Origin of the sequence: Mesorhizobium sp. B2-4-6 (assembly GCF_006442775.1) — a bacterium.
Classification (GTDB): domain Bacteria; phylum Pseudomonadota; class Alphaproteobacteria; order Rhizobiales; family Rhizobiaceae; genus Mesorhizobium.
On sequence record NZ_VFVI01000001.1, the window covers coordinates 108,232 to 122,038 of the forward strand.

A 13,807-nucleotide genomic window follows, 5' to 3' on the forward strand; every position below is an offset into this window, starting at 1 on the left:
AAGCAAAGGCGTTGCGAGGATTTACGCGGCTGCCAGCGCAGAGGGAAGGCCGGAAGTGCCTGCGGCGCACTTCCGGCCTCTGTCGATCCGGGAGGAAGGGACGTTGCACCCGGTTCGGCCTCGTCGCGGCGCAGGGAAAGAGGCGCCGCCTGTCTCTGTGTCTTGACGCAATTCCGGACGGAAAACCGCTTCACGCTTTTCCTGGAATTGCTCGAACGTGACCAAAGCCTAGCGCTGCATGACTGAACGGATGCCGAAGCGGTGGTTCATCCACCGTTCATGAACGTGGCCGCATTGCGACCGCGAAGAAAACCTTGAAATGGCTTTTTGAGCTTCCCAAATGAAGGCTGTGGCTGCCGATGTCGGGGCCGCTGGCCCATCCGGAACGCCTTTCGAGGGTTTCGCACCGGTCACACGCAAACCATGTTGCTCAAAAGGAGAACACCTATGCGTCACGTTGATTTTTCCCCGCTTTATCGTTCGACTGTCGGCTTCGACCGGCTGTTCACCATGCTCGACTCGCTCGGCCAGCCCGAGACCGCGCAGACCTACCCGCCCTATAATATCGAGCGCACCGGCGAGAACGCCTATCGCATCTCGATGGCCGTTGCCGGCTTCTCCGAAGACGAGATCTCGATCGAGGCGCACCGCAACGTGCTGACCGTCAAGGGCGAGCGCAAGGAAGAGGGCGACGGCGAGGGTTCGGAGCTGCTCTATCGCGGCATTGCCTCCCGCTCCTTCGAGCGCCGCTTCCAACTTGCCGATCATGTCGAAGTGGAAGGCGCCACGCTGAAGAATGGCCTGCTCTTCGTCGACCTCAAGCGCAACATTCCCGAGGAGCTGAAGCCGCGCAAGATCGCGATTACCCAGTCTTCGGACAAGGCCAAGCAGATCGAGGCCAAGGCCGCCGCGTAACCCGCGGGCTCCATCGCAGACGACGTCTCCCTCCCGAGACGGAAGCGGCGCCGAGAGGCGCCGCTTTTTCGTGCCACCCGCAACGAGCCTTTCTGGCCCTTTTGAAGCATGCGGCGGCGGATCATGAACGGCGATGTCCGATTTTTCCCTTCTGCTGACGCTCACCGTCGCAATCACTTTCCTTTTGGCCGGGATCGTCAAGGGCGTGACCGGCATGGGCCTGCCGACGCTGGCGATGGGATTGCTGGGCACCATCATGCCGCCGGTGACCGCGGCATCGCTGCTCATCGTGCCTTCCTTCGTCACCAATGTCTGGCAGCTTTTCGCCGGCCCGAGTTTTTCCGCGATCCTGCGCCGGCTGTGGCTGATGATGGCGGGCATCCTGATCGGCACCATCGCCGGCTCGCGGCTGCTCGCCAGCGACAACGTCAAATGGACGACCGCCGGCCTCGGCGCGGCATTGATCGTCTATGCCGCCTACAGCCTGCTCGCGCGGCAGCCTGTCGTTCCCGCGAAAGCGGAGCGCTGGTCGTCGCCGGTCGTGGGTTTCCTCACCGGCCTGGTCACGGGCGGCACCGGCGTCTTCGTCGTGCCTGCCGTCCCCTACATCCAGGCGCTGGGCTTGAGCCGGGACGACCTGATCCAGGCGCTCGGCCTCTCCTTCACGGTGTCGACGATCGCCCTGGCGCTAGGCCTTGCCTCGCATGGCGCCTTCGAGGCCGGGCATCTGGCGATGTCCTCGCTCGCCGTGCTGCCGGCCCTGCTCGGCATGTGGCTGGGCCAGGTGCTGCGCCAGAAAATCAGCCCGGTGACTTTCCGTCGATGGTTCCTGATTTTTCTGGTCCTGCTCGGCGTCGAGCTGTTGCTGCGGCCCTTCCTCGCCTAGCGCACATTACCGGCGCTTCGCCGCGATAACGGCCTCCACGTTCTGCCGGTGAACGGGTTCATAAGGCGCAAAATACTCAACCGCCGTTGTCGCAAAAATGTCGGCGCCGAAGGTCCTCAAATCCTGCTTCGCCAGGTTGGGATCTCGCCGGCAGGCAAGCAGCTTTCGGATATAGGCCTCGGTCGCCGCGATGAAGCTTCTGTCATAGCCGCCGGCTTCGATTGCCTCGAAGGAACCGTGGTTGGGCAGGATTCGATCGAACCGCCAGCCAGCCATGCGCTCGAGGTCGACCAAATGTTCGCCCAGGCGTTCCGGTTCGGAGACATAGGTGACGGAATCTTCCAGCGTATCGCCCGCAAGCAGCAGGCCAGCCTGGGGCATCAGCAGCACTGTGCCGTCATGGCTGTGGATTTCGACCTGCCGCAGTTCGATCGGGATCGCTCCCACCGTCAGGCTGAGGCTGTTGTCGAACGTCCTGTTGGGCATAACGAGCGGCTTGATCGGCGGGTTGCCGCTTTCGATCCCGGGGCGGCCGCGTTCGAGTGCCGAGGCAGTCAGGGTGTTGGCGATGATCTCGCAATCCTGGAACACCTCGTTGCCGGCGATATGGTCGTCATGCCAGTGGCTGAGCACGACGCGTATCGAGGTCACACCCAGCTCTTCGAGGGTTCGCCGGATGAAGTGGGCATGTGGTAGGGAGACGTGCGTGTCGTAGACGAGCGCCTGCGATCCATCGACGATCGCATAGGTGCAGTTGCCGAGCGTGTAAGCGCCGTCGTCGAGCCAATTCGACTCGTCCGACCAGATGCGTACGCCATCGACACGGCCGTCGTAGAAGCCGAGCACATTCGGCGCCGGACGGATCAGCCGCATCGTCGAGCCGAGAGGCGGTCTGGTCATCAGCTTGCCTCGATTATTAAAAACTCAGCCAAGCAACTGGCCGAGGCGGTCGATCTCTTGCGTCGTGGTGGCGAAGCTGGCGACGAAGCGGTAGATCGCTTCATTGTCGCCGAGGTGGCCATCGAAACCCTGCGGCACGCCCCATTCATAGAATTTGGCGCCGGCCGCCTGCAGCTTTTCCGCCGTGGCCCGACCGAGTATGGCGAAGACCTCATTGGCCTGCGGCAGCCAGGCGAGCTTGCCGACCGGCGCGTCCTCGATGGTCTCGGCCAAGTGTGCCGCCATCTGATTGGCCTGCCTCGCCATCCGCAGCCACAGATCGTCGGTGAGATAGGCCTCGAACTGGGCCGAGATGAAGCGGGCCTTGGAAAAAGTCTGTCCGGCGCGCTGACGCAGCAGGCGCAGATCCTTGCCGACGTCCGGATTGAGGATCACCACCGCGTCGGCCATCCAGCAGCCATTCTTGGTGCCGCCGAAGGAGATGAGGTCGACCCCGCTCTTCCAGGTCATTTCGGCCGGGCTGACGCCGGTCGCCGCAATTGCATTGGCGAAGCGCGCGCCGTCCATGTGCAGCGGCAGCTTGTGGCGGCGGCTGACCTCTGCGATCGCCTTGACGTCGTCGACGCCGTAGACCGTGCCGACCTCGGTCGCCTGGGTTACGGTGACCGCCATCGGCTGACCGGCGGGCGCCAGATCCTGAGAATAACGCCTTATCGCGCGGTCGAGAGCCTCCGGGTTCATGCGCCCCAGCGGTCCCGGCACCGGCGCCATGCGCGCGCCGCCGGTGTAGAAACCCATCGCGCCGAACTCGTCGACATTCATGTGCGCTTCGGAATGGCAGAGCGCGATGCCGCCGACGCGGTTCAATGCAGCCATCGAAAGCGCGTTGGCCGCCGTGCCGGTCGCGACGAAGAAGACCTGCACCTCGCGTTCGAAGATATCGTTGAAGCGGCGATAGACGGCGCGGTCCAGGTCGCCGTCACCGTAAGCGACGGCGGTGCCGGCGGCATGACGCGACAGGTTGGCCGAAATGTCGGGGTGGACGCCCGCCCAGTTGTCGGATGCAAAGAACATCGAAAGGTCCATATCGTGATTGGCAAAAGCGGCGGGACTTGACCGCTTCGGCAGTCGAAGCGCAAGGGCCAATCATCGGCAAAGCGGTGAAGCCAGCAATCGAGGCCAGAGGACCCGGACCAAAGCTTGCGTTTCCTGTGCTTGTCACGAAATTTTGTGTCGCGGCGCCGCCAAGTTTTTTGTGAATCGGTCTTGTGTGGCCACCTGATTTCTGGCATAAAAAATTTAGGACAGTAGTGCTGTCTTATTTTGTCGCACAAAACAGGCTGGACTGGCGTATGATCGCTGCCATTCCGGCCATTGTCGCGAGCGGCGGGTAGACGGCCCGGCTCTGGCCTGTACGATACCGGATGCGAACCGGGCGTATAGCCGTATGGTTCGATTGATTTCGCGAGACGTGCCGCAGGATGAAGGGGAAGCATCATGCTTCCCAAGGCAAACCAGCGCCCTGAAACGGTCGGGGCCAAGGTGGAGAACGGAGGATAGGACGATGACGGAACTGACGCCATCTGCGATCAACGGCCGGGCCGCGCAGACGAAAGCGACAGCCGTTAAAAATACCGTCCTGACCAAAGAGCTGCGAACTGCCAACGGCATGACCGCGCAGGGCCTTTACGATCCGCGCAACGAGCATGACGCCTGCGGCGTCGGCTTCATCGCCAATATGAAGGGGTTGAAGTCGCACCAGATCGTCGCGGACGGTCTGGCGATGCTGGAAAACCTCACCCATCGCGGCGCCGTCGGCGCCGATCCGCTGGTCGGCGACGGCGCCGGCGTGCTGGTGCAGATTCCGGACAGCTTCTTCCGCGATGAAATGGCCGCCAAGGGCGTAGAACTGCCGCCGGCCGGCCAATACGGCGTCGGCCATTGGTTCATGCCCCAAGACGCGGCACTGCGCGCCCATATCGAAGAGATCATCGCCGAATCGGCGCAGTCGGAAGGGCTGCCGCTCGTCGGCTTCCGCGATGTGCCGGTCGACAATTCGTCGCTTTCGAAGGCGCCCGGTATCGTGGCATCCGAGCCGTTCCATCGGCAGGTGTTCATCGGCCGCACGTCCGACATTACCGACGACGAGGAGTATGAGGCCAGGCTTTACCTGCTGCGCAAGGTGATTTCGGGCCGCATCTATGCCGAGAACGACAACAAGGACATCGGCGCCTATTGCGTGTCGCTGTCGGCGCGTACCATCGTCTACAAGGGCATGTTCCTGGCCTATCAGGTCGGCGCCTATTACAAGGATCTCACCGATCCGCGCTTCGAAACCGCGCTGATCCTCGTCCACCAGCGTTTCTCGACCAACACCTTCCCGTCCTGGAAGCTGGCGCATCCCTACCGCATGGTCGCGCATAATGGCGAGATCAACACGGTGCGCGGCAACAACAACTGGATGGCGGCGCGCCAGGCCTCGGTCGATTCCGAACTGTTCGGCAACAACATCTCGAAGTTGTGGCCGATCTCCTATGACGGCCAGTCCGACACGGCGTGCTTCGACAACGCGCTCGAGTTCCTGTTCCAGGGCGGCTATTCGCTCAGCCACGCCATGATGATGCTGATCCCGGAAGCCTGGGCCGGCAACAAGCTCATGGATGCAGACCGCAAGGCTTTCTACGAGTACCACGCGGCGCTCATGGAGCCGTGGGACGGACCGGCGGCGGTGGTCTTTACCGACGGCCGCCAGATCGGCGCCACCCTCGACCGCAACGGCCTGCGTCCGGCGCGCTACATCGTCACCGATGACGACCGCGTCATCATGGCGTCGGAGGCCGGCGTGCTGCCGGTGCCGGAGGAAAAGATCGTGCAGAAGTGGCGGCTGCAGCCGGGCCGCATGCTGCTCATCGATCTCGCCAAGGGCCGCATCGTCTCCGATGAGGAGATCAAGTCGGAGATCGCGACCAGACACCCCTACAAGACCTGGCTCGCCAACACGCAGCTCATTCTCGAAGACCTGAAGCCGGTCGAACCGCGCGCGCTGCGCAAGGATGTCAGCCTGCTCGATCGCCAGCAGTCCTTCGGCTACACGCAGGAAGACACCAAGCTTCTGATGGCGCCGATGGCCACCACCGGCCAGGAAGCGGTGGGTTCGATGGGAACCGACACGCCGATTTCGGCGATGTCGGACAAGTCGAAGCTGCTCTACACCTATTTCAAGCAGAACTTCGCCCAGGTCACCAACCCGCCGATCGACCCGATCCGCGAGGAGCTGGTGATGAGCCTGGTGTCGTTCATCGGCCCGCGGCCGAACATCTTCGACCTGGTCGGCACGTCGCGCCGCAAGCGGCTCGAAGTGCGACAGCCGATCCTGACCAATGGCGACCTGGAGAAGATCCGTTCCATCGGCCACACCGAAGACCGTTTCGATACCAAGACGATCGACATCACCTACGGCTCGAACGAGGGCGCTGCCGGCATGCAGGGCGCCATCGACCGGCTCTGCGAACGGGCCGAGGCGGCGGTCGCCGGCGGCTACAACATCATCATCCTGTCCGACCGGCAGGTCGGTCCGGACCGCATCGCCATTCCGTCGCTGCTGGCGACGGCGGCCGTGCACCATCACCTGATCCGCAAGGGCCTGCGCACCTCGGTCGGGCTGGTTGTGGAATCCGGCGAGCCGCGCGAAGTGCATCACTTCTGCTGCCTGGCCGGTTACGGCGCCGAGGCGATCAACCCGTATCTTGCCTTCGACACGCTGCTCGACATGCACAAGCGCGGCGAGCTGCCGGAAGAGGTCGACGAGTACGAGGTGGTCTCGCGTTACATCAAGTCGATCGGCAAGGGCATCCTCAAGGTGATGTCCAAGATGGGCATCTCGACCTACCAGTCCTACTGCGGCGCGCAGATCTTCGACGCCATCGGGCTGAAGTCCGATTTCGTCGAGAAGTATTTCACCGGCACCGCGACGCTGATCGAAGGCGTCGGCCTGGACGAGATCGCGACCGAGACGCTCAGCCGCCACAGCGATGGCTTCGGCAGCGATCCGGTGCTGCGCAACAACCTAGAGGTCGGCGGCGAATACATGTTCCGCATGCGCGGCGAGGCGCATATGTGGTCGCCCGACGCGGTGGCCAGCCTGCAGCACGCCGTGCGGCAGGGCTCATGGGATACGTTCAAGGACTATTCGGCGCAGATCGACAGCGCGACCGCGCGCGCCCAGACCATTCGCGGCCTGTTCAAGCTCAGAACCGCGGAAGAGACCGGCCGCAAGAAGGTCCCGATCGAGGACGTCATGCCGGCGGCCGAGATCGTCAAGCGCTTCTCGACCGGGGCGATGTCGTTCGGCTCGATCTCGCGCGAGGCGCATACCACGCTGGCGCGGGCCATGAACGCCATCGGCGGCAAGTCCAACACCGGCGAGGGCGGCGAAGAGGCCGACCGCTATCTGCCGCTGCCCGGCGGCGGCAAGAACCCGGAACGCTCGGCGATCAAGCAGGTCGCGTCCGGACGGTTCGGCGTCACGGCGGAATATCTGGTCAATTCCGACGTCATGCAGATCAAGGTCGCGCAGGGCGCGAAGCCTGGCGAGGGCGGCCAGCTGCCCGGACACAAAGTCGACGCCACCATCGCCAAGGTCAGGCATTCGACGCCCGGCGTCGGCCTGATCTCGCCGCCGCCGCATCACGACATCTATTCGATCGAGGATTTGGCGCAGCTGATCTACGACCTGAAGAACGTCAATCCGGCGGCCGACGTCTCGGTCAAGCTGGTGTCGGAAGTCGGCGTCGGCACAGTTGCGGCGGGCGTCGCCAAGGCGCGCGCCGACCACATCACCATCTCCGGCTATGACGGCGGCACCGGCGCTTCGCCGCTGACCTCACTCAAGCATGCCGGCAGCCCATGGGAAATGGGCCTTGCCGAGACGCACCAGACGCTGGTGCTCAACGGCTTGCGCTCACGCGTGGCGCTGCAGGTCGATGGCGGCCTGCGTACCGGGCGCGACGTCATCATCGGCGCGCTGCTCGGCGCCGACGAGTTCGGCTTCTCGACCGCGCCGCTGATCGCGGCCGGCTGCATCATGATGCGCAAGTGCCACCTCAACACCTGCCCGGTCGGCGTGGCGACGCAGGACCCGGTGCTGCGCAAGCGCTTCAAGGGCACGCCCGAGCACGTCATCAATTTCTTCTTCTACGTGGCGGAAGAGGTGCGGGCGCTGCTTGCCGAGATGGGCTACACCCATCTCGATCAGATCATCGGCGACACCGACCTTCTGGAAAAGCGCGACGTCATCCAGCATTGGAAGGCGCGCGGGCTCGACTTCTCCAAGATGTTCTTCAAGCCGGACGCGCCGCATGAGGCGCTGCACTGGACCGAGCGGCAGAAGCATCCGATCGACGACGTGCTCGACCGCAAGCTGATCGAGGCGGCAAAGCCGGCGCTGGATGCCAAGCAGTCCGTTACCATCGAGCTGCCGATCCGCAATGTCGACCGCTCTGTCGGCGCCATGCTGTCGGGCGAGGTCGCCAAGCGCTTCAAGCACAAGGGCCTGCGTGAAGACACGATCAAGGTGAAGCTGACCGGCACCGCCGGCCAGTCCTTCGGCGCCTTCCTGACGCGCGGCGTGTCGTTCGAGCTGGTCGGCGCCGGCAACGATTATGTCGGCAAGGGCCTGTCGGGCGGCCGCATCGTCATCCGCCCGCCGGAAGAGGCTAGAATCGTCGCGGCGGACTCGATCATCGTCGGCAACACGGTGCTTTACGGCGCCACCGAAGGGGAGGCTTACTTCGCCGGTGTCGCCGGCGAGCGCTTCGCCGTGCGCAATTCGGGCGTGGCGGCCGTCGTCGAGGGCGTCGGCGACCATGGCTGCGAATACATGACCGGCGGCATCGTCGTCGTGCTCGGCAAGACAGGGCGCAACTTCGCCGCCGGCATGTCGGGCGGCGTCGCCTATGTGCTGGACGAGAAGGGCGATTTCGCCGAGCGCTGCAACATGGCGATGGTCGAGCTGGAGCCGGTGCCGGAAGAGGACGACCTGATGGAGAAACTGCTCCATCACGGCGGCGACCTCGATCACAAGGGCCGCGTCGACGTGTCCGGCGACATGACCAGCCATGACGAGGAACGCCTCTACCAGCTGATCTCGAACCATGTGCATTTCACCGGTTCGGTGCGCGGCCGCGAGATTCTCGACGACTGGCAGAACTTCCGGCCGAAATTCCGAAAAATCATGCCGGTGGAATATCGCCGCGCATTGATCGAGATGGAACGCATGCGCATGAGCGTGGCGGCGGAATAAGCATCGGGCAGGCCGGAGAGATGGCTCTCCGGCCGGCATCCTCGCCAACAATCCTGACCCCGAGAGCATGACCCCGACAAGTGGGAACCGGTTTTCGGGCGAAGGTCATGCTCCAACAAGGTGCGGTTGCCAGGGCAGCCTTAAGGGGTTAACGGGTGCGCCGACAAAAAGCGTGCCTTCGGACAGCAGGGACTGACTATGGGCAAGGTAACAGGCTTTCTCGAGATCGACCGGCAGGTGCACAAGTACCAGCCTGCCTCGGACCGCATCCGGCATTTCCGCGAATTCACACTGCCGATGTCGGACAAGGAGGTCGAGAAACAGGCCGCGCGCTGCATGGATTGCGGCATTCCGTTCTGCCACGGGCCGACGGGCTGTCCGATCCACAACCAGATCCCCGACTGGAACGACCTCGTCTACAATGGCGACTGGGACAACGCGATCCGCAACCTGCATTCGACCAACAATTTCCCGGAGTTCACCGGCCGCATCTGCCCGGCGCCTTGCGAGGAAGCCTGCACGCTGAACCTCGAGGACATCCCGGTCGCCATCAAGACGGTGGAGCAGGCGATCGCCGACAAAGCCTATGAGACGGGCCACATCCGACCCTATCCGCCGGAAAGGAAGACCGGCAAGCGGGTTGCCGTCATCGGTTCCGGCCCGGCCGGCATGGCGGCGGCGCAGCAGCTGGGCCGCGCCGGCCACGACGTGCATGTCTATGAGCGCGAGAGCCGCCCCGGCGGGCTGATGCGTTACGGCATACCGGACTTCAAGATCGAGAAGCACTATATCGACCGTCGCATCGAGCAGATGCAGGGCGAGGGGGTGACCTTCCATTGCGGCGTCAATGTCGGCGTCGACATGAAAGTGGCTGACCTGCTCGGGGAATTCGACGCCGTGCTTTATTGCGGCGGCTCCGAAACGCCGCGCCCGGCCGGTATTCCGGGCGCCGATCTCAGCGGCGTCTACGACGCCATGCCCTATCTGGTGCAGCAGAACCGTCGTGTCGGCGGCGAGCCGATCCAGTCGGTGGCGTGGCCCTCGCACCCGATCATCGCCGGCGGCCAGCATGTCGTCGTCGTCGGTGGCGGGGACACCGCGTCCGACTGCATCGGCACCGCCTTCCGCCAGGGCGCGGTGCGCGTGACCCAGCTCGACATCCGTCCGCAGCCACCGGAGAAGGAAGACAAGCTTGCGGTTTGGCCCTACTGGGCGACCAAGATGCGCACCTCGTCCTCGCAGGCCGAGGGCGCCGAGCGCGAATTCCAGGTGGCGACGCTGGAGTTCATCGGTGAGGAAGGCCAGTTGACCGGTGTGCGCTGCTGCGAGGTCGACGACAAGCGCAAGCCGGTCGCCGGCACCGAGTTCGTCATCCGCGCCGATCTCGCCTTCATCGCCATCGGCTTCGCCGGACCGGCGGACGACAGCCTGATGAAGGAGCTCGACGGCGAGATCAAAGTCGTCACCGACAGCCGCCGCTCGAACAATGTCGAGGCCAACGATCGCGACTACAGGACCAGTGTCGACAAGCTCTATGCGGCGGGCGACGTGCGCCGCGGCCAGTCGCTGGTGGTGTGGGCGATCCGCGAGGGCCGCCAGGCGGCGCGCTCGATCGACGAGACGCTGATGGGATCGACGGTTCTGCCGCGTTAAATTGGGCTAACGAGCCGCAGCCTTTCGCGAAGCGCAGCCTAGCTAAGCAACAGCTTTATCGCCCAATAGAGGCCGATGGCCATCTGGACCAAGAACGCCGAAAATCGAGCCTTGACAGCGGTCGGACTTGTCGACGTCAAATGAATGGCCGACTGCACCAGCCTCGCGCCTAGAAACCAATATGCGAGCGGATCGGTAATCGAGGCGCGCGCGCTCATTATGGCCAGGGCCATGAGACCTCCGAATATGGGAAGGCCTTCGATGCAATTGGCATGGGCGCGCGCCAGCCGCTGCAAGAAGGGCGAAAGACCGGCGTTGTCCGGTGCGAAGCCATTCGCGGGGACGCGGCCGCTCACCACAAGATGGGTGCGCAGGATTTCCATCCATATGAGCAATAAGAGGGTCCAAGTCACGAACCCAAGCAAGGCATAGCCTGTTGCCGACATATTCGCCCCCCGACTTTGACTTCGGTCAAAATCCAACAATGTCATTGTTCGGCTTGGCGCGAAATTGCCGCTACGCAGGAATGTCGGTCACGGAGTCGCCGGCGCCGGGTCGGACTCTACAGCCGTGGTCGCCGGCTGCGGCTTCGGCGGCCAGGAAAAATCGTCGGCGCGGCCGGGAGAGGCGGCCGGCGCCTTGCCTTCCAGGATCAGCTTTCCGCCGGGCAGGTTCGGATCGGCCTTGGCCGGCTGCGCGGCGCCCAGCAGTTCGGTGCCGCCGTCGAGCGACGGGTCGCCGAGCAGCATCGGCGCGGTGCGGTCGACGATGACGGGCGCCGCGGCCGGCTTCGGCGCCTCGACCGGAGCGCCGGCCGGCGCCGACATGGTCGTGACGCTTCCCGGCGCCGCCAGGCCCAGGATCTTGGCCAACGGCTTTTCCGTGTAGAAAGCGAGCTTGCGCTTGCCGGCCTTGGTGACGTTGATGCCGTCGTCGGAACGCAAGCGAACCGGCTGGCCGTTGATGTCCGGGCCGGAGGTGACGAAAGCGCCGTTCTCGTCGACGAAGCCGTCCCAGACATCGACGAATTCGCCGCCATGCTTTTCGGCGGCCGAGTGATAGATGTCGTTGAAGGCAAGCATGTCCGAGTTCATCTTCGACACGCGGAAAGCCGGCATGCCGACCCATAGGAACGGCACTTTGGTGTCCTGGATGGCCTTGCCTAACGCATCGGTGCGGCGCTCGTATTCCTTGGTCCAGTTCTCCGAGCGGGGCTGCTCGCGCACCTCGCCGACCCGCATCTGCTGGCGGTCGTTGGAGCCCAGCATGACGATCACGGCCGACGGCTTCTCGGTCTCGATCAACGACTTGATCTCGACCGGCCAGTTATAGAAATCGTCGCGCACGAAGCCCGACGACCCGTTGCTGCGGGCAACGATCCTGATGGCGGGATTGTCGGCAAAGGCGGTGTCCAGGCCTTCGGCCAACCCGCCCGCCAGAAAATCGCCAACCACCAGCACGACACGGGCGTCGTTCGTCTTCTCAACGATCGGCGTTTCCGGCTCGGCCGGCGGGCGAGGCTTGGATTTCTTCTTCGGTTTCGGCCTTGATTTCTGGATCTCGACCGGTGGCTCGACGCGTTCGCTGCGGCGCGGGAACAGGAGGTCACGCAGCGACCAGCCGCGGCTTTCCTCCTGCGCGAATGCCGGTGCGTGGAAAGCGCCGGCGGCGGTGACGACAAGCACGGCCAGGGCGAGAATCAGGATCGGCGCCCGGCGAATGCCCTGCCTGATACGCGCGACCGACACCAAACACCTCTCCATCCCTTGGCGCATGACCAGGCAGACGCTGGAAAGTCATGCGCAAGCCGAAGCGCTACAGCATCCTTGCCGCCTTTGAAAGGATGCCTGCAGCCATGGGTGGCTCTACTGCTTGCGGAGCCATTTGAGCACTTCCATGCTCGGATAGCCATCCTGGTTCAAGCCGACCTTGGCCTGATAGGCCATGATGGCGGCCTTCGAGCCATCGCCGATCTTGCCGTCGAACTTGCCATCATAATAGCCGTGATCGGAAAGCCGCTTCTGCAGCTCCTGCCGCTCCTCGAAGCTGAGCTTGGTGAAAGGCCGCTGCCAGTCCTGCACCAGGCCGGTGCCGCCGGCGATCTCGTCGGCCAGGAGACCGACGGCCAAAGCGTATTTGTCGGCGTTGTTGTAGGCCTTGATGACCGAGAAATTCCTGATCATCAGGAAGGCGGGGCCGCCGCGGCCGTCCGGCACTTTCAGCGTCGCCTTGTCGGTCAGGTTCTTGAACGGCTTGCCGCTGGCCCTAACGACGCCGAGCGCCTGCCATTGAGCGATCGTCTTTGCGCCGCCGGGCAGCTTGCCGGCTGGTATGGTCACTTCATAGCCCCAGGTCTTGCCGGCCTGCCAGCCGTTCTTCTTCAAAAGGTTGGCGGAGGTCGCCAGCGCGTCGGGAATCGAATTCCAGATGTCACGCTTGCCGTTGCCGTCCATGTCGACCGCATAGCGCTGATAGCTGGTCGGGATGAACTGGGTCTGGCCCATCGCGCCGGCCCAGGAGCCCATCAGATGGCTCTCATCGATGTCGCCGGTCTGCAGGATCTTCAGGGCGGCGATCAGCTGGGTACGGGCATATTTCGAGCGCTTCGGGTCGCCATAGGCGAGCGTCGCCAGCGAACGGATGACGTTGCGCATGATGTCGTCGCGCTTGAGGATCTCGCCATAGTTCGATTCCATCGACCAGATGGCGAGAAGAACATTGCGGTCGACGCCGAACCGCGCCTCGATCCGGTCGAGCCACGGTTTCCATTTCCTCGCCATCGACTGGCCGTTGGCCACCGACTGGTCATGCACGCGGTTGTCGAAATAGTCCCAGGCGGGCGCGGTGAATTCCGGCTGGGTGCGGGCTTTTTCCAACACGACCGGGTCGGGCTCGATGCCTCTCATGGACTGATCGTAAACAGCGCCCGAAACGCCGCCCGCCACCGCGGTGGCGCGGAAACCCGAGACCCACTGGCGGAACCCGGCATCGGCGAAAGCGGGTCCGGCGGGCAGCAGCAAGGCCAGCGTGAGGCCGGCTGCCGTCACCAGTGCCGTCAGGCGCCTCGCGGTGTTGCGAACGGACATCATTTCCTCCTTCGTCAAATCAGGAAGGATCATTCAACGCCGAACCGGGTTAGTATTTAGTTTACC

General features: G+C 63.9%; 9 protein-coding genes. 4 read left to right on the forward strand and 5 right to left on the reverse strand.

Features of this window, described 5'->3' with window-relative positions; translation table 11 throughout:
• Nucleotides 1-447 precede the first annotated feature (447 nt).
• On the forward strand, nt 448-915 hold the full coding sequence (locus tag FJ957_RS00525) for an Hsp20 family protein (RefSeq protein WP_140827358.1): 468 nt from the start codon (nt 448-450) through the stop codon (nt 913-915).
• A gap of 133 nt (nt 916-1,048) precedes the next feature.
• Nucleotides 1,049-1,801: a sulfite exporter TauE/SafE family protein gene (locus FJ957_RS00530; RefSeq protein WP_140827363.1), complete on the forward strand. Its 753-nt coding sequence runs from the start codon at nt 1,049-1,051 to the stop codon at nt 1,799-1,801.
• 6 nt (nt 1,802-1,807) lie between these two features.
• Here FJ957_RS00530 and FJ957_RS00535 read toward each other — a convergent pair whose 3' ends face one another.
• Together FJ957_RS00535 and FJ957_RS00540 are read right to left on the reverse strand one after the other, a co-directional pair.
• Complete coding sequence (locus FJ957_RS00535; protein ID WP_140827365.1) at nt 1,808-2,701, reverse strand: MBL fold metallo-hydrolase; 894 nt, start codon at nt 2,699-2,701, stop codon at nt 1,808-1,810.
• Between the two features lie 24 nt (nt 2,702-2,725).
• Nucleotides 2,726-3,775: a low specificity L-threonine aldolase gene (locus FJ957_RS00540; protein WP_140827367.1), complete on the reverse strand. Its 1,050-nt coding sequence runs from the start codon at nt 3,773-3,775 to the stop codon at nt 2,726-2,728.
• A 490-nt stretch (nt 3,776-4,265) separates the two neighbouring features.
• On the opposite strand from FJ957_RS00540, the gene gltB reads away from it, so the two are divergent.
• Nucleotides 4,266-9,002: a glutamate synthase large subunit gene (gene gltB / locus FJ957_RS00545; protein ID WP_140827372.1), complete on the forward strand. Its 4,737-nt coding sequence runs from the start codon at nt 4,266-4,268 to the stop codon at nt 9,000-9,002.
• Nucleotides 9,003-9,200: 198 nt separating this feature from the next.
• On the forward strand, nt 9,201-10,655 hold the full coding sequence (locus FJ957_RS00550) for a glutamate synthase subunit beta (RefSeq protein WP_140827374.1): 1,455 nt from the start codon (nt 9,201-9,203) through the stop codon (nt 10,653-10,655).
• A 38-nt stretch (nt 10,656-10,693) separates the two neighbouring features.
• Here the strand turns inward: FJ957_RS00550 and FJ957_RS00555 are convergent, their stop codons facing one another.
• The 3 genes from FJ957_RS00555 to FJ957_RS00565 all read right to left on the reverse strand — a co-directional run bounded on the left by FJ957_RS00555 (nt 10,694) and on the right by FJ957_RS00565 (nt 13,741).
• Entirely contained in the window at nt 10,694-11,101 is a 408-nt protein-coding gene (locus FJ957_RS00555) for an MAPEG family protein (protein WP_140651499.1), read from the reverse strand.
• Nucleotides 11,102-11,188: 87 nt separating this feature from the next.
• Nucleotides 11,189-12,406, reverse strand: coding sequence for a DUF459 domain-containing protein (locus FJ957_RS00560; protein WP_140827376.1), 1,218 nt, complete (start codon nt 12,404-12,406; stop codon nt 11,189-11,191).
• Nucleotides 12,407-12,520: 114 nt separating this feature from the next.
• Nucleotides 12,521-13,741 carry a lytic murein transglycosylase gene (locus tag FJ957_RS00565; RefSeq protein WP_140706920.1) on the reverse strand — a complete coding sequence of 407 codons (1,221 nt, stop codon included), beginning with the start codon at nt 13,739-13,741 and terminating at the stop codon, nt 12,521-12,523.
• Nucleotides 13,742-13,807: the final 66 nt, after the last annotated feature.